Source organism: Streptomyces sp. JH14, from assembly GCF_029428675.1.
Classification (GTDB): domain Bacteria; phylum Actinomycetota; class Actinomycetes; order Streptomycetales; family Streptomycetaceae; genus Streptomyces.
On the sequence record NZ_JAJNEL010000001.1, the window covers coordinates 298,474 to 315,960 of the forward strand.

General features: G+C 70.3%; 11 protein-coding genes. 4 read left to right on the top strand and 7 right to left on the bottom strand.

Annotation, left to right across the window (positions count from 1 at the left end):
* Nucleotides 1–41: 41 nt before the first annotated feature.
* Nucleotides 42–1,118 carry a serine hydrolase domain-containing protein gene (locus tag LRD69_RS01375; protein WP_277324698.1) on the bottom strand — a complete coding sequence of 359 codons (1,077 nt, stop codon included), beginning with the start codon at nucleotides 1,116–1,118 and terminating at the stop codon, nucleotides 42–44.
* 168 nt (nucleotides 1,119–1,286) lie between these two features.
* On the opposite strand from LRD69_RS01375, the gene LRD69_RS01380 reads away from it, so the two are divergent.
* From LRD69_RS01380 to LRD69_RS01390, 3 genes are all read left to right on the top strand, one after another.
* A complete protein-coding gene (locus LRD69_RS01380) occupies nucleotides 1,287–2,207 on the top strand; it encodes a GNAT family N-acetyltransferase (RefSeq protein WP_277324699.1) in 921 nt (306 codons plus the stop codon).
* Between the two features lie 88 nt (nucleotides 2,208–2,295).
* Nucleotides 2,296–3,828, top strand: a complete 1,533-nt coding sequence (locus LRD69_RS01385; protein ID WP_277324700.1) for a glycoside hydrolase family 3 N-terminal domain-containing protein — start codon at nucleotides 2,296–2,298, stop codon at nucleotides 3,826–3,828.
* Between the two features lie 256 nt (nucleotides 3,829–4,084).
* Nucleotides 4,085–7,111 (top strand): carbohydrate binding domain-containing protein, encoded by a 3,027-nt coding sequence (locus tag LRD69_RS01390; protein WP_277324701.1) that lies wholly within the window; start codon nucleotides 4,085–4,087, stop codon nucleotides 7,109–7,111.
* Nucleotides 7,112–7,161: 50 nt separating this feature from the next.
* Here LRD69_RS01390 and LRD69_RS01395 read toward each other — a convergent pair whose 3' ends face one another.
* The 6 genes from LRD69_RS01395 to LRD69_RS01420 all read right to left on the bottom strand — a co-directional run bounded on the left by LRD69_RS01395 (nucleotide 7,162) and on the right by LRD69_RS01420 (nucleotide 14,452).
* Entirely contained in the window at nucleotides 7,162–8,244 is a 1,083-nt protein-coding gene (locus LRD69_RS01395) for an aldose epimerase family protein (protein WP_277324702.1), read from the bottom strand.
* A 51-nt stretch (nucleotides 8,245–8,295) separates the two neighbouring features.
* The gene (locus LRD69_RS01400) at nucleotides 8,296–9,339 is read right to left on the bottom strand and encodes a LacI family DNA-binding transcriptional regulator (protein ID WP_277324703.1); all 1,044 of its coding nucleotides are present in this window, start codon (nucleotides 9,337–9,339) and stop codon (nucleotides 8,296–8,298) included.
* Between the two features lie 89 nt (nucleotides 9,340–9,428).
* Nucleotides 9,429–10,484, bottom strand: coding sequence for an ABC transporter permease (locus LRD69_RS01405; protein ID WP_277324704.1), 1,056 nt, complete (start codon nucleotides 10,482–10,484; stop codon nucleotides 9,429–9,431).
* Nucleotides 10,481–11,455 (bottom strand): ABC transporter permease, encoded by a 975-nt coding sequence (locus tag LRD69_RS01410; RefSeq protein ID WP_277324705.1) that lies wholly within the window; start codon nucleotides 11,453–11,455, stop codon nucleotides 10,481–10,483. Before LRD69_RS01410 ends, LRD69_RS01405 begins: the two co-directional genes overlap by 4 nt.
* Nucleotides 11,452–13,182, bottom strand: coding sequence for an ATP-binding cassette domain-containing protein (locus LRD69_RS01415; protein ID WP_277324706.1), 1,731 nt, complete (start codon nucleotides 13,180–13,182; stop codon nucleotides 11,452–11,454). Before LRD69_RS01415 ends, LRD69_RS01410 begins: the two co-directional genes overlap by 4 nt.
* Before the next feature lie 184 nt (nucleotides 13,183–13,366).
* Entirely contained in the window at nucleotides 13,367–14,452 is a 1,086-nt protein-coding gene (locus LRD69_RS01420) for an ABC transporter substrate-binding protein (protein WP_277324707.1), read from the bottom strand.
* Between the two features lie 549 nt (nucleotides 14,453–15,001).
* Between LRD69_RS01420 and LRD69_RS01425 the strand changes: the two genes are divergently transcribed.
* Nucleotides 15,002–17,446 carry an RICIN domain-containing protein gene (locus LRD69_RS01425; protein WP_277324708.1) on the top strand — a complete coding sequence of 815 codons (2,445 nt, stop codon included), beginning with the start codon at nucleotides 15,002–15,004 and terminating at the stop codon, nucleotides 17,444–17,446.
* The last annotated feature ends 41 nt before the right edge of the window (nucleotides 17,447–17,487 follow it).

Sequence of the window (17,487 nt, forward strand, 5' to 3'; positions counted from 1 at the left end):
GGGCTTTGTGCGATGCGGGATCTTGAGCCGTCACCGGGCGTTCACGCCCGCGCGTGCTCGGCGCGGGCCGCGACGGCGGCGTGCACCACGCGTCGCAACTCCTTTGCGCGTGCACCACGTCCGTAGTGCACCGCGTTGGTCAGCAGCACCACCCAGATCCCGCTGACAGGGTCGAGAGCCAGGCTGGTACCGGTGAAGCCGGTGTGCCCGGCTCCGGTCGCGGGCCACTGCGGGGACATGTGGTCCCAGACGTCTCCGGGGAGCGTCCAGCCCAGCCCGCGCGCACCGTCAAGTCCTGCGGTCTGCAGGCTGAGTGCCTCGCCACGGGCCCGGTGCGACAGCAGTGACTCCTCGGCGAGCCAGCACGCCTGCAGGTAGTGCGCGAGGTCCGGGGCGGTCGAGAACAGCCCGGCGTGCCCGGCGACACCGCCGAGGCTCTCGGCGTTCTCGTCGTGCACCACACCGCATTTGGGCTCCCCGCCGGGCGGCGCCTCGGTGGCGGCGGTGTCTTCCCGCCATGCGTCGGGCGGCAGGTAGCGGGTGGTGGCCAGGCCGAGCGGGTCGAGCACCAGCTCCTGCACGGCGGCGTCGAGCGGCTGTCCGGCAACGGCGGCGATGATCTCACCGAGCAGAATGAACCCCAGGTCGGAGTAGCGGACGGTGGTGTCCGGCAGGCCGTCGAGAGGCTCTGCGAGCACGGCGGCCAGCCGGTCGGCGGGGCCGCCGGGAAGCTTCCAGAAGTCGCGGTGCGGGGGCAGTCCGGAGGTGTGCGAGAGCAGGTGACGGATCGTCACCTGGCTCTTGCCGGCCCCCGCGAAGTCCGGCAGATGGCGGCGGACCGGATCGTCGAGCCGCAGCGCCCCGGTGTCGGCGAGCCGCAGCACGGCGGGCGTGGTGGCCACCACCTTGGTGAGTGAGGCCAGGTCGAAGACGGTGTCCGCGGTGACGGGACGTCCCGACGGCCCGTCGGCAGTGGCGCCGAAGGCGGCCGTACGCACGGGTCCGTGCGCTCCGCGCCCGGTGATCAGGACGGCGCCGGGCACGACACCGTCCTGCACCGCACTGCGGACGAGGTCTTCGGGATCGGCGGGACCAGGGGGATCTTCGCGTTCGGTCATCACTGCCTGCCTTCGGGTGAGGTGAAATGCGGTGCGGTGCGGTGAAGAGACGTGCGGGGGGCTGACAGCTCGATCATCCCGCTGGTAAATTTCCACCGCAAGATAGATCCTCAATGTCATTCACTTACGATCCGGTGTCTCCCGGAGCTACCCCCGAGGTGAGCAGGCATGACGAACCTTCCGGTGGCACGCACTGCAACCGAGCACGACCTTCCCGCGCTGCGAACCCTCGCCCGAGCGGCACTCGTCCACGACGGCGACGCCGACGACGTGCTCGATCTCCTGTGGGCGCAGACAGCGGACCGCCCCCAGTTGCGCATCCTCGCCGAGGCCGACGGGGAACCGGTCGGCGTCGCCCTCGCCGCACTCCGCCCCGCCACCGCGAGTACCCCCGGCATCGGCCACATCGACCTCCTCGCCGTACGTCCCGAGGCGCAGAGCCGCGGCATCGGCCGCGCCCTGATGACCCGCGCAGAGGAACTCCTCACCGCCGCCGGGGCCGAGCGGCTGATGATCCGCGGCAGGCCCCCGTACTACGCATGGCCCGGCATCGACATCCGCTACACCCGCGCGGTGTGCCTGGCCGAGTCCAGCGGCTACACCCGGGGCCCCGAAGGCCTCAACATGAGCGTCGACCTGCGCACCGCGCCGCTCGACACCGCCGACGACGAGGCGCGCCTGGCCGCCGCCGGGGTGCGTGTCCGCCGCCTCGAGCCCGCGGACGAGAAGCCGTTCCTCGCCTGGATGCGCCAGTGGGGCGGCAGCTGGGACGGTGAGGCCGCACGCGCGCTCACCTACGACCCGCCGCGCGGACATGTCGCCGTTCGCGAAGGCACCGACGGCCCTGTCTTTGTGGGCTTCGCCTGCCACGGCGTCAACCGCCGCACCTGGTTCGGCCCGATGGGCACGGACTCCTCCGAGCGCGGCCTCGGCGTCGGTACCGTCCTGCTGCGCCGCTGCCTCGCCGACCAGCGCGCATCGGGACTCGACGAGGCGGAGATCGGCTGGACCGCCCCCATCCACTTCTACGCGCGCGGCGTGGACGCGAGGCTCGGCCGGGTCTTCTGGACGTACAGCAAGGACGTCTGACCGGCGACCTCCCGCCGGCCCGGGTCGCACCCGGCCGGCCAAGCCACCCACCCACCCCGGCCGGCCGCCCGGCCCGAGAGGACCCGCCATGCCTGCCACCCCAGCAACCCGCCCCACCCGCGCCGACGGCGAACTCCTCGCCCTCGCCGACCAGGTGCTGCAGCCGGGATTCCAGGGCACCACCGCCCCCGACTGGATCCGCCGCCGGCTGGCCGGCGGGCTGGGCTCGGTCCTCCTCTTCGGCCGCAACATCCAGGACGCCGAGCAGACCGCCGCGCTCACCTCCGCGCTGCGCGCCGAGAATTCCGACATACTGATCGCGGTCGACGAGGAGGGCGGCGACATCACCCGGCTGGAGACCGCGACCGGCTCCTCCTACCCGGGCAACCTCGCCCTCGGCACCGTCGACGATCCCGAGCTCACCGCCGCCGTCGCGCACTCCATCGGCGGCGAACTGCGCGCCGTCGGCATCGGCCTCGACTACGCCCCCGACGCCGACGTCAACTCCAACCCCGACAACCCGGTCATCGGCGTCCGCTCCTTCGGCGCCGACCCGGGCCTGGTCGCCCGGCACACCGCCGCCTGGGTGCGAGGGATGCACGACGCGGGGATCGCCGCCTGCGCCAAGCACTTCCCCGGCCACGGTGACACCGACACGGACTCCCACCTCGACCTGCCCACCGTCGCGATGGACGCGGACCGCATCGCGGAACTGGCCCTGCCACCGTTCCGCGCCGCCCTCGCCGCCGGAGCCCGCGCGGTGATGACCGCCCACCTGCTCATCCCCGCCTACGATGCGCACCGCCCTGCCACCGTCAGCCCCCGCGTGATCACCGAACTGCTGCGCGAGGAGCTGGGTTTCGACGGGCTCGTCGTCAGCGACGCCGTCGAGATGCAGGCCGTCCGCGCCCGTTACGGCCTGGCCGGCGCGACCGTCCGGGCGCTCGCCGCCGGGGTGGACCTCGTCTGCCTCGGTGACGGGTCCGGTGACACCGAGTTCGCCGGCCTGCGCTCCGCCGTCGCCGAAGCCGTGACCCGCGGCGAACTCACCGAGGAGCGCCTCGCCGAGGCCGCGGCCCGTACCGCGGAGTTCGCCGCCTGGCAGCGGGCCCTGGCCGAGACCGTTCCCGCCCCCGTACCGGACCGGTCGCTCGGCCTGTCCGCCGCCCGCCGCGCGCTGCGCACCACCGCAGACGACCCGGCTGCTCTGCCCCTGCGCTCCCCCGCGCTCCTGGTCGAGTTCGGCGTGCCCGGCACCCTGGTCCAGAGCGACGGCACGCCATGGGGCCTCGGGCCCGCCCTCACCGCGCTCATGCCGGGAACCGTCCGCACCACGCTGCCCGCCCTCGCCCCGTTCGACCCGGCGCACGCCGACAGGATCCTCGCCGAGGCCGCCGGCCGGCCGCTCGTCCTCGCCGTCCGCGACGCGCATCGCCGGCCCGCCGTGCAGGAGTGGCTGCGAGCTCTGCTCGCCCACCGGCCCGACGCGATCACGGTGGAACTCGGCGTCCCGCACGCGGGTCCCGGCGGCGCCGTGCGCATCGACACCCACGGCGCGGCCCGTGTCTGCGGACAGGCGGCCGCGGAGGTCCTCGCGGGGCAGGCGCTCTCCGGACACTGACCCGGGGCGTGCGCACGGATGGCCGGCCGGTCACAACTGCGCCTGCCGCAGCCCTTTACGTACCTGTCATGCCCGGGTAACTTCCGCATCGCAAAAGATTGCAGAAAAATTCTGACAGCACTTGCTGACGGGATGCACTGCTCGCCGAACCCCGAGGCGCGTCAGGGTTCTCCGGCGGGACCGCGGCTGCTCGCTGAGCAGCCGCGCTCTTGGCTGCTGTGGCCGGCCGGCCGCAGCCCTCCCCCTGGAGATTCGCATGAAACGCACCCCCCGCCGACTGCTGAGACGCCCCCTGGCGGCAGCCGTCGCGGCCGCAGGGCTTCTGGGGCTCCTCACCGCGGTGCCGCACTCCGCCAGTACCGCCACCGCCGCACCGGCCGCGGCCACGGAGAACACGGCAACGGTCTTCTATTACACGAAAACCCGTAACTGGTCTGCGTACAACCTTCATTACGCCCCGGACGGCGGGTCCTGGACCACGGTGCCCGGCGTGCAGATGGAGCCCGCATGCACGGACTGGGTGAAGAAGACCGTCAGCCTGGGCGGTGCGAGCGGGCTCGCCGCCACGTTCAACAACGGTTCGGGCGTCTGGGACAACAACGCCGGAAACAACTACGCGCTGGGCACCGGAATGATCACGGTCAAGGACGGGGTCGTGGCCCACAGCGACCCGTGCGCCGATGCCGGCACCGACCCGGACCCCTCCCCCACCCCCGGCGACACCCGCACCGCCTCGGTCTACTACTCCACGGCGACGGTCGGCTGGACCACCACCAACCTGCACTACCAGCCCGCGGGAGGGGCATGGACCGCCGTACCTGGCGTCGGTATGGAACAAGCGTGTACGGGGTGGATGAGGCGGTCCGTCGACCTGGGCGACGCCACCACGATGCAGGCCGCGTTCAACAACGGCAACGGCGTCTGGGACAACAACAACGGCAGCAACTACACGATCCCGGCAGGCGTTTCCACGGTCGAGAACAAGAAGGTCACCGCCGGCGCCGAGGATCCGTGCGCCGCCGAGCCGCCGGACACCGAGGCCCCCACCGTGCCGGCGAAAGTGACCGCCGATGCCGACGGCGTGTCCGTCGTGCTGTCGTGGGACCCGTCCACCGACGACCGGGGGGTGACGAAGTACCAGGTCACCCGTAGCGGCGGGACCAAGGGCACGATGGTGACGGACGTCGGCTCCACCGTCTTCTCCGACGCGAACCTGGAGGAGAGGACGGCGTACAGCTACACCGTCAGGGCCGCGGACGCCGCGGGCAACGTATCGCCGGCGTCGGCCGCCGTCACCGCCACGACCGGGGACAGGCCGGCCGCACCGGCGGCCGGAACGCCGCTCGGCACGGATCCGCGCAAGGACCCGATCTACTTCGTGCTCACGGCCCGGTTCAACGACGGCGACAGCTCCAACAACCGCGGCGGCAGCCAGCATGTGAAGTCCGGCAACGCGGCCAACGACGACCCCATGTTCCGCGGTGACTTCAAGGGCCTGGTGAACAAGCTCGACTACATCAAGGGACTCGGCTTCTCCGCCGTCTGGATCACTCCGGTGGTGCTGAACCGGTCCGACTACGACTACCACGGCTATCACGGCTACGACTTCTACAAGGTCGACGCCCGCCTGGAGTCCGCAGGCGCCTCGTACCAGGACCTGATCAACGCCGCCCACGCCAAGGGCATGAAAATCTACCAGGACGTCGTCTACAACCACTCCTCGCGCTGGGGCGCCAAGGGCCTCTTCACCCCGACCGTCTACGGGGTCCGGGACGACCAGTGGAGCTGGTACTACGACGAGAAGAACGAGGGCTTCGAGTACGACGGTCTGAGCGTCGAGTCCAAGTCCGGGAAGTCGTACTACAACGGCGATCTCTGGTCCACCGCGGAGCCGTCCGGCAACACCTGCCTCAACTGGGGCAAGCCCACCGGAGGCACCTCCGCCGAGGGCTACCGGATCTACAACTGCCAGTGGCCGAGCCCGACTTCGGGCATGTTCCCGAAGACGTACTACCACAACTGCTGGATCGGGAACTGGGAGGGCGAGGACTCCCGCAGCTGCTGGCTGCACGAGGATCTCGCCGACTTCAACACCGAGAGCGCGCCCGTCCAGAACTATCTGATCGGCGCCTACGACAAATACATCGACATGGGGGTCGACGGCTTCCGCGTCGACACCGCCGTCCACATCCCCCGCACCACCTGGAACCGCCGTTTCCTGCCCGCGATCCAGGAGCGCGTCACCTCGCGGTTCGGTGCACAGGCAGCGGAGAACTTCTTCGTCTTCGGCGAGGTCGCCGCCTTCGTCAACGACAAATGGAACCGCGGCTCGGTCAACCACTCGGCGCAGTTCTACACCTGGAAGGAGCGCAAGGAGTACGACGCCGACGACGCGAAGGCCGCCCTGGAGATGTACGACTACGAGCAGCAGCTCGGCACCGGTGCCCAGCCGACCTCCACCAACGCCTTCCTGAACGGAAACGCGTACCACACACCGGACCACAGCCGGTTTTCCGGCATGAACGTCATCGACATGCGGATGCACATGAACTTCGGTGACGCCGGCAACGCGTACAACAACGGCAAGGACTCCGACGACAGTTACAACGACGCCACGTACAACGTCGTGTACGTCGACAGCCACGACTACGGGCCCAACAAGAGCAGCGAGCGCTACTCCGGCGGCACCGACGTATGGGCCGAGAACATGTCCCTGATGTGGACGTTCCGCGGTATCCCCACCCTCTACTACGGGTCGGAGATCGAGTTCCAGGCGGGCAAGAAGATCGACTGCGGGCCGGCCTGCCCGCTGGCGACCACCGGCCGCGCGTACTACGGAGACCATCTCGCCGGGACGGTCCAGGCGTCCGACTTCAGCAAGGTCTCCTCGGCCACCGGAGAGGTCGCCGCCACGCTCGCCAAGCCGCTGGTCAAACATCTGCAGCGGCTCAACGAGATCCGGCGGGCGGTGCCGGCCCTGCAGATGGGCCAGTACTCCACCGAGGGCATCACCGGATCGATGGCGTACAAGCGGCGCTACACCGACGCCGCGAGCGGCGTCGACAGCTTCGCGCTGGTGACGGTCACCGGACCGGCCACGTACACCGGCATCCCCAACGGCACCTACAAGGACGCGGTCACCGGGGACACGCGGGTGGTGACGGGCGGCACGCTTGCCGTCCCGGCGCCGGGCAAGGGCAATCTGCGGGTGTACGTGCTCGACCTCGGCGGCCGGAACGCGGCCCCGGGCAAGATAGGGGCGGACGGCCCCTATCTGAAGTAGGCAGGGGCGACGGGCGTGCCCCGCGCACGCCCGTCACCTCCGGCGGTGGCTCAGCGCGCGGAGGCGGCGAGGTGCGGGAACCGGAACTCGGTGCGGCTGCGCGCGGTTTCGCCGGGCCGCAGGACGGTGCTGGGATAGTCCGGGCGGTTCGGTGAGTCGGGGAGGTGCTGGGTCTCCAGGCAGAGCGCGCTGTGCCGGTCATGGCGCCGGCCCGCGGTGTCGGTGAGCGTGCCGTCGAGCTGGTTGGCGGTGTAGACCTGGACACCGGGTTCGGTGGTCCAGACCTCCAGGATCCGGTCGGTTTCCGGAGCGCTGAGCCGGGCGGCCCGCCTGAGGGTATCCGGGGTCCCCTCCGCACGGACGATCCAGCAGTGGTCGAAACCGCCCGCCAGGGCCAGTTGTCCGTCTGGCAGAGCGATCCGCTCCCCGATGGTGTGCGGGGCGGTGAGGTCGAACGGCGTGCCGCGTACGTCGGCGGCAGGGCCCTGCGGAATGCCGTCCGCGTCGACGGGGAGATAGGTGTCGGCGTCCACCTGGAGGCGGTGGCCGAGGATGTCGCCGTCGGCGGTGAGGTTGAAGTACGCGTGGTTGGTGAGGTTGACGACCGTGGCGCGGTCGGTGGTCGCCGTGTAGTCGATGGCGAGTGTGCCCGCGGTGTCGAGGGTGTACGTCGCGGTGACGTCGAGAGCCCCGGGGAACCCCATGTCGCCGTCGGGGCTGTGCAGGGTGAGCCGGACGACCGCGGTGTCGTCGGTGGTGTCCCCCGTGGCCTGCCACATTCTGGTGTGGAAGCCGTCGGGGCCGCCGTGCAGGGCGTGGCCGCGGTCGTTGGCGGGGATCTCGTGGGTGGTCCCGTCGAGGGTGAAGCGGCCGTGGGCGATGCGGTTGGCGAAGCGGCCGATGAGAGCCCCGAAGAAGGGGTTCTTCCCCGTGTAGTCGTCGAGCGTGGCCAGCGACCGGACGACCGACACGGCGGCTCCCGTGGAGTCCGGCACGGTCAGGCTGTGCAGGATGCCCCCGTAGGTGAGGATCTCGGCCTGGACACCCGTACCGGAATCGAGTGTCCAGACTTCGACGTCGGAACGCCCGTGGGAGGTGCCGAACGGTTGGTGGTGCACGGTGGGGCGAGGCATCGAGTTCCTTCTTCGGGAAACCTGGTGACGGGCGACTGACCAGGCAGGATTCTACGGACAGTCGTCGGGCGAAGGGCGCTCGGACGGCCGCGGCACGGTCGATTCGCGAACGACGAGCCGGTAGCCGGGGCGGGGCCGTCGCGGTTCGGGCACCGGATTGCCGGAGAGCCGCTCGACGAGGCTGTCGACGGCGAGCCGGGCGATCGCTTCCTTGTCCGGGGCGATGGTGGTGAGCGTGGTGGCTCCGTACAGGCTCTCCTCGATGTCGTCGAAGCCGACGACGGCCACGTCGCCGGGGACGCTCAGCCCGCGCTCCGAGAGGGTGCGCATGGCGCCGATGGCGATGAGGTCGTTGTACGCGAAGACGGCGTCGGGCCGTTCGCCGCGGTCGAGGAGAGCCGCCATGGCGACGGCCCCGTCCTCGCGTCCGTATCCGTCGGTGACCACGATCAGGGCCTCGTCGGGTTCGATGCCGGCGGCGGCGAGTTCCTCGCGCCACCCCCGCAGTCGCAGATGGGCGGGCTGGCGCTCCCGTCCGGTGCGGGAGCCCAGGAAGGCGATCCTCCGGTGTCCGAGGTCGATGAGGTGCCGTACGGCGTCGCGGGAGGCCGCCACATTGTCGATGGCGATGTGGTCGTAAGGGGCTTCGTACTCGCGCTCGCCGAGCAGGACCAGGGGCGCGGTCTCACTGCGCGCCATCAGGTCCTCGGTCTCCAGATGGATGGGGCTGAGGATGAGACCGTCGATGACATGGGACCGGAAACCCTGGCTGACCAGGAGTTCCTTCTCCCTCAGCCCGCCGGTGTGGTCGACCAGCACGGTGTAGTCGTGCCGGGCGGCCGCGTCGACGACCGCGCCGGCCAGCTCCGCGAAGTACGGGTTGCCGAACTCGGGCACGGCGAGGGCGATGATGCCTGTGCGGCCCTTGCGCAGATGGCGTGCGGTGAGGTTCGGCCGGTAACCGAGCTCGTCGATGGCCTGCTGCACCTTGGCGCGCATCTTGGGTGTGACGTGCTGATAGTTGTTGACCACGTTCGACACGGTCTTGATGGACACGCCCGCCCGTTGCGCAACGTCCTTGAGGCTGACGCCCACGGCACTCCCTGACTCGTCTCGGCGCGCGGTGTCGCGCAGGGGATCGGCTTGCTCCGGCCCGGGACCGGCGGACCCGGGCCCGGCACCGTTCAAGTGGTTCTGCGGCTGCGCGCCAGATAACGCTGCGCCACGACGACAACGATAAGGAACCCGCCGCTGACCACCGACTGGTACGAGGAGTTGAGCGTGCCGATCTGGTTGATCAGATTCTGGATGACGGCCAGCAGCAGGACGCCCCAGAGAGTGCCGCTGATCGATCCGGCCCCACCGATGAGCAGGGTGCCGCCGATCACGACGGCGGAGATCGCGTCGAGTTCCATGCCCACGCCGATGATGGTGACGCCGGAGGACAGTCTGGCCGCGTTGAGCGCGCCGGCCAGGCCGGCCAGCAGACCGCTGAGCATGTAGACGAGGATCTTCGTGCGGGCGACGGGCAGGCCCATCAGGGTGGCCGCGTCGCTGCTGCCGCCCACGGCGAAGAGCGTCTGTCCGAACGAGGTGCGCTGCAGGAGCAGCCCGCCGCCCGCGAACAGCACCAGGGCGATCAGGATCGGGTGGCCGAAGCCCCAGATGCTGCCCTGTCCGAGCTCGGCGAAGGCTGATCCCTTGGGTACCAGGTAGGTGGTCGCACCCTCGTCGGTAATGGCGAGGAGCAGGCCGCGGGCGCCGAGCAGGGTGGCGAGCGTGACGATGAAGGGCGCCATCCCGGCACGGGCGATCAGGAACCCGTTGAGCAGGCCGATCGCCGCGCACACCACGAGCGGGACGAGCAGCGCGGGCAGGAGCCCCCACTGCGAGGCCCAGGCGGCGAGCACGCCGCCCAGAGCAAAAACGGATCCGACGGAGAGGTCGATGCCGCCCGTGATGATGACCATCGTCATGCCGAGGGCGACGACGGCGAGGAAGGACGCCTGCACGGTCACGCCGCGGGCGTTGTCGAGGGTGGCGAACGTCGGGTACACGAACGAGGCGACGATCACGACCGTGAGCAGGACGGCGAGGACGCCCTGGCGCTGCACGAGTTCGGCGATCCGCTGCGTGGCCTTCGGCTCGGAGCCGTAGGTCACCGGGCGGGGCGCGCTGCGGCCGTCCGGGGAGGGCGTCGTGTGCGGGGCGGCCGCCGGGGCGGGTGTGGTTTTGTTCATCGGGACCGACGCTCCCGGGCGACGTAGACGGCGGCGATGATGATGGCCGCCTGGGCGATCTGTGCGGTGGAGTCGGGCAGGTCGTGCTTGACGAGGGTGGCCCGCAGCAGCTGCATCAGCAGGGCGCCGGCGACGGTGCCGAGGACGCGGACGGATCCGCCGTTCAGCGGGGTCCCGCCGACGACGACCGCCGTGATGGCGGAGAGTTCCATGAGGGTGCCGAGCGAGGAGGGGTCGCTGGCCGTGAGCCTGGCGGTGGCGAGGATGCCGGCCAGTGCGGCGAACACTCCGCAGAGCACGTACACCCCGATCAGCACGCGACGGACGGGCAGGCCGGCAAGGGCGGCGGCGGGCCGGCTGCCTCCGACGGCGACGATCTGGCGGCCGAAGGTGGTGCGCTGCACCAGGAACGCGACGGCGGCGGCCAGGGCGGCGGCGATGAGCACGACCAGCGGGATGCCGAGGAACGACCCGGTGCCGAGCGAGAGCAGGTCGGGGTTGATGATCTGCTTGAGCTGACCGTCGGCCATGACCAGGGCCAGACCACGGCCGCCGACGAACAGTGCGAGCGTGGCGACGATGGGCTGCAGCCCGATCAGCGAGACCAGGGTGCCGTTGACCGCTCCGACGACGGCACCGGCGAGCAACGCGACGGCGAGCGCCGGCACGAGTCCGTAACCCAGGTAGAGCGGGAGGAGGGCGGCGGCGAGCGCCATGGTCGAACCGACGGACAGGTCGACGCCCTCGGTGCCGATGACCAGGGCCATGCCCAGGGCGACGATGACGATCGGGGCGACCTGGACCAGCTGGGTGCGGAGGTTGTCGGCCGTCATGAAGTGTTCGGTGAACAGGGCGTTGAAGACCAGCAGTACGGCCACGGCCGCGTACACGCCGTACTCCTGGTACCAGGCGGGATTGCGCAGCCACGCGAGCGGGCGGGCCGGTGGGGCGAGAGTGGCCTGGTTGGTCATCGCGGGTCCTCCTGTGCTGCCGGGGCCTTCCGGTCGGGCGCCGGTGCCGACGGCACGTCGGGGGCGGGCGCCGGTGCCGTCCGGTCGTCGGGGGCGGGCGCGCTCGCCGGCTGCACCTCGGGGCCGGGCGCAGTCGCCCGCCGTACCTCGGGGCCGGGCGGCGGTGCGTGATCGGCGAGCACTTCGAGCAGTTGGCTCTCGCCGACCTCGTCGCCCGTCAGTTCGCCGGCGACGGATCCGCCGCGCAGGACGACGATCCGGTCGGCGCCCTCGATGAGTTCCTCAATGTCGGAGGAGATGAGCAGGACGGCCAGGCCTTCGCCGGCGAGGTCGTCGATCAGGCTCTGGACCTCGGCCTTGGCGCCGACGTCGATGCCGCGCGTCGGCTCGTCGAGCAGCAGGACCTTGGGCTCCAGGCAGAGCCAGCGTGCGAGGAGGACCTTCTGCTGGTTGCCGCCGGAGAGTTCGCCGACCTTCTGTTCCGGGCTCGCCGCCTTGATACGCAGGCGCTTCATGAAGATGTCGACGATGCGGTCCTGCTTGGCGCGGGAGACCACACCGGCGCGCGAGAGGCGGGGCATGGCGGCCAGCACGATGTTCTCGCGCACGGAGAGACCGGGGACGATCCCCTCGGCCTTGCGGTCCTCGGGCAGCAGACTGATGCCCGCACGGATGGCGCCCGCCGGGGTGAGCCGGCGCAGCCTGCGGCCGCCGACGGTGAGTTCACCGGCGTCCAGGCTCAGGGCGCCGGCCAGGGCCTTGGCCGTCTCGCTGCGGCCCGAGCCGAGGAGACCACCGAGTCCGAGCACTTCGCCGGCGTACAACGACAGTGATATGTCGTGGAGTTGGTGGTCGCGGGAGAGCCCTTCCGCGGTCAGCACGGGGGTGCGTGCCGCGTCGTGTCCCTCGGCGGCGAAACCGGTCGTGCCGTTGCGGCGGACCTCGGCGAGGTCGCGGCCGAGCATCATCGAGACCAGCTGCATCCGGTCGAGGGCGGCGAGGTCGCCGGTGTGGATGTGGCGGCCGTCGCGCAGGACGGTGACGCGGTCGCAGATCCGGTACAGCTCGTCCATGCGGTGACTGACGTACAGGACGGCGATGCCCTGGTCCCGGAGGTTCCCGATGACCCTGAAGAGGGTCTCGACCTCGCGCGGTTCGAGCGAGGACGTGGGTTCGTCCATGACGACGACCCGGGCGTTGACGGAGACGGCGCGCGCGAGCGCGACCATCTGCTGGGTGCCGACACCCAGGGTGTGCAGGGGCCGTCGGGGTTCGACGCGTACACCGAAGCCGTCCAGCAGGGCGGCCGCATCGCGGTGCATCCGGGCGAAGTCGATCAGCCCGAGGCGGTTCTTCGGTTCACGGCCGAGGAAGATGTTGCGCGCCACGCTCATCAGCGGGACGAGGTTCACCTCCTGGTAGATCGTCGAGATCCCGGCCTGCTGAGCCTCGAACGGCCGGGCGAACACGACCTGCCGGCCGGACATCCGCAGTTCGCCCTCGTCGGGCCTGTACACGCCGGTCAGCACCTTGATCAGGGTGGACTTTCCGGCGCCGTTCTCCCCCACGAGCGCGTGGGTCTCCCCCGCGCGCAGGGAGAAGGAAACGTCGTCGAGCGCGACCACACCCGGGAACCTCTTGGTCACCGAGCGGGCTTCGAGGACGGTGTCGGCCGAGGGCGGGGCGGTCGCCTCCGTTGTCCGGGGTGCTGCTTCGGGTGGTGCCATGGATCGTGGCCTTCCGCTGTTCCGAGGATGTGGGCCCGGGGGCGCGAGTGGGCGGTACGGGTATGCGCGTGGGAGCCGGGACGAGGACGTGCGGGCCGGCACGGCCGTGGTGCCACGGCCGCATGCGGGCCGGCCCGGTGCAGCACACGGGCCGGCCCGCCCCCCGTCGCCGGAGCTGTTCGGCTCAGTACGCGCCGCCGAGCGAGGCCTTCGCGTTGGTCTCGTCGTACGCGCGGTCCGAGATGATCACGTTCTCCGGGATCTCCTCGCCGCCGTAGAACTTCTGCGCGGTGGCGAAGGCCAGCGGGCCGAAGCGCGGGTTCGACTCGATGACGGCGTTGTACTCGCCGTTGACCAGTGCCTGGACGGCGTTGCGGGTGCCGTCGACGGAGACGATCTTGACGTCCTTGCCGGGCTTCTTCCCGGCCGCCTTCAGCGCGGTGACGGCGCCGAGCCCCATCTCGTCGTTCTCCGCGTAGACGGCGGTGATGTCGGGCTTGGACTGGATGAGCTGTTCCATGACCTGCTGCCCCTTGTCACGGGCGAACTCGCCGGTCTGCTGCGCGACGATCTCCATGTCGGGCGCCTTCCCCTTGATCTGGTCGACGAAGCCCTTGGTGCGGTCGGTCGTGACGTTGTTGCCCGACGCGCCGAGGAGGATGGCGATCTTGCCCTTGCCGCCGGTCGCCTTGATCATCGCGTCCGCGGCACGCTTGCCCTGCTCCACGAAGTCGGAGCCGAGGAAGGCCACATAGTCCTGGCATGCGGTGGAGTTGACCTTGCGGTCGATGGTGAGGACGGGGACCTTCTTCGCCGCGGCCGCCTTGAGGGCCGGCTCCAGACCGTCCGAGTTCAGCGGTGCGACGATGAGGAACTGAGCGCCCTGGGACAGCATGTCCTGGATGTCGCTGATCTGCTTGGAGAGCTGCGACTGCGCGTTCGTGGTGAGCAGCTTCTTCACACCGAGCTTGGCGGCCTCGTCCTTGATGGACTGGGTCTCCGCGATACGGAACGGATTGGCTTCCTTCTCCGACTGGGAGAAGCCGACGACCGCCTTCTTCAGGTCCAGCTTCGGCGCGCCGTAGGTCTGCAGCGAGCAGCCGGGACCCGTGCCGGCTTCGGGGGACTTGGCCGCCTGGGCTTCCTGGCTGCTGTCGCCGCCGGCGTTGTCCGAGGTCTCCGACTTGGAGCAGCCGGAGGCGGCCAGCGTGGCGGTGGCCGCGAGCAGGCAGGCCGCGGCGAGGGTACGGGTTCGACGCTGGATCATCATGCGCGGGACGCTCCTTGGCGGGATGACGGCACGCCGGCGGGCGTGCGCGGTCGGGGCATGGCTGGACGATGCATCGGCCGCCGGGCGGCGGATGCCGGTGCATTCCTCACGACACCGCTTCGAGATGCACGTAACTGCTGGTGAAGCTGCGGTCGCACGAGCCTCCGCGGCCTGTCGGCGGCTCGGTTTACAACGTTATATAGGCGGCGCGGCACGGGCGGCAAGGGTGTAGTCGACGCGTTTCCAAAATGTGTCGCCGTTCTCTGCCGACGACACCCGCCGACCGGCCCGCGCCACACGGACCAGCGGTGCCACATCTCTGGACAGCGGCCCAACTACGTGCTGTCATACGGCCGGACGCCAAGTTTCCAACGTTGCAATGCAGTTGACGACCGGGCCCGGCCCGGCGCGACGGCAGTCCTCGTCATGCGCGGAAACAGTGGGCCGGTTCGCTGCAGCCGCAACACGTGCCCCCAGGACCGCACATGAGCCGAGACCCCGATGTGAGCCGCCCGTCCCGCACGGCACGGCAGAGCAGGAGCTCCCCGTATGCCCCTGAACCGCAGACAGCTCATGACGAGCGCACTGGCCACCGCGGCCGCCACGACCGCGGCCGGCCGGTGGGCCACGACCGCAACCGCCGCCGAGAACCGCGTGGCAGCCGCCCACGGCGGCCACTACTCCCCCAGCGCCGCGCCCCTGCATCCGACGGCCTTCCTCAGGCTTCCGCCGGGCCGGGTCAGCGCACGCGGCTGGCTGGCCGGCCAACTCCGGCTCCAGCTCGACGGGTTGTGCGGCCGGTACGAGGAGCTCTCGCACTTCCTCGACTTCACCGCCACCGGCTGGGTCCGCCCCGAGCTGGGCGGGTGGGAGGAGGTCCCGTACTGGCTGCGCGGCTACACCGACCTCGCGATCGTCACCGGGGACGCCAAGGCCCTTGCAGCTGTGCGCCGCTGGTTCGACGCGATCCTCAGCACACAGCAATCCGACGGCTTCTTCGGCCCGAAGGCGCTGCGTACCTCACTGAACGGCGGCCCGGACTTCTGGCCGTTCCTCCCCCTGGTCCAGGCACTGCGTTCATGGCAGGAGTACAGCGGCGACAGCCGCATCATCCCGTTCCTCAGCCGGTTCTTCCGGTTCATGAACGCGCAGGGTCCGGGGGCGTTCAACACGAGCTGGATCGCCCTGCGCTGGGGTGACGGACTGGACAGTGTCTTCTGGCTCTTCAACCGCACCGGTGACACCTTCCTGCTCGACCTGGCCGACAAGATCCATGCCAACGGGGCGGACTGGGGCGACAACCTCGTCAACCTGCACAACGTCAACATCGCCCAGGGCTTTCGCGAGCCGGCCCAGTACGCGCTGCGCAGCGGTTCGGCCGACGACACCCGCGCCACGTACGGGACGTACGGCAAGGCGATGGACCAGTACGGGCAGTTCCCCGGTGGCGGCTTCGCCGGGGACGAGAATGCGCGGCCCGGACACGGCGACCCCCGGCAGGGCTTCGAGACCTGCGGCATCGTGGAGTTCATGGCGAGCCACCAACTGCTCACCAGGATCACCGGCGATCCGCTCTGGGCCGACCGCTGCGAGGAACTGGCCTTCAACTCGCTGCCCGCGTCGCTCGATCCGTCGGGCCGGGCCATCCACTACATCACGAGCGCGAACAGCGTCGATCTCGACAACGTCCCCAAGAGCGGCCGGCAGTTCCAGAACGGCTTCGCGATGCAGGCGTACCTTCCGGGCGTCGACCAGTACCGCTGCTGCCCGCACAACTACGGCATGGGCTGGCCCTACTTCCTCGAGGAGCTGTGGCTCGCCACGCCCGACGGCGGTCTCGCCGCAGCCATGTACGCGGCCTGCGAGGTGACGGCGAAGGTCGCCGACGGCACCGAGGTCACCCTCGTCGAGGAGACCGGCTATCCGTTCACGGACACGGTCTCGGTGACCGTGAGGACACCGAAGCACCTGCGCTTCCCGCTGGTGCTGAGGGTTCCCGCCTGGTGCTCCGCGCCCGAGATCAGGGTCAACGGGCGTCGTGTCGATGCACCGGCGGGCCCCGCCTTCACGCGTGTGGACCGGAACTGGTCCGACGGGGACCGCGTCACCCTGCGCTTCCCGCAGCGCACCACCGTGCGCACCTGGGCGGACAACCACGGCGCGGTGAGCATCGACCGCGGACCGCTGACATACTCCCTGCGCATCGGCGAAAGCTACGAGCGGATCGGTGGCACGGACGCGTTCCCCGAGTACGCGGTCCACGCAACGAGTCCCTGGAACTACGGCCTCGTGATCGACGCGGAGAACCCGGCCGCGTCGGTCTGCACGCGCAGTAACGCCCGGGCGGCGGGCGACAACCCGTTCACTCTCGACGGCACCCCGCTCAGCCTGACCGCCCGGGCCCGGCGGATTCCGGAGTGGACCGCCGACAGCGAGCACGTGGTGGCCCCGCTCCAGGACAGTCCGGCGCGCGGCGAGGAGCCGGTGGAGGAGGTCACGCTCGTCCCGATGGGCGCGGCCCGGCTGCGGATCACCTCCTTCCCGACGGCTGATCCGAACGCCGCACCCTGGTTCTCGGACGCCTGGTACCGCATCCGCAATCTGCACTCCGGCAAGCTCCTGGGCGTCGACAACATGTCCATAAACAACAGCGCCCACGTCGTCCAGTTCGACGACAACGGCACCGACGACCACCTCTGGCAGCTCGTCCCCGACGAAGACGGCCGGTACCGCATCCGCAACCGCCACTCCGGCAAGGTCCTCGGCGTCGACAACATGTCCATGGACAACAGCGCCCACGTCGTCCAGTTCGACGACAACGGCACCGACGACCACCTCTGGCAGCTCGTCCCCGACGAAGACGGCCGGTACCGCATCCGCAACCGCCACTCCGGCAAGGTCCTCGGCGTCGACAACATGTCCATGGACAACAGCGCCCACGTCGTCCAGTTCGACGACAACGGCACCGACGACCACCTCTGGCAGCTGCTCTGATCTTTTCCGGCGCGCGCTCTCGCTCCCCGCGCCGGTCCGGC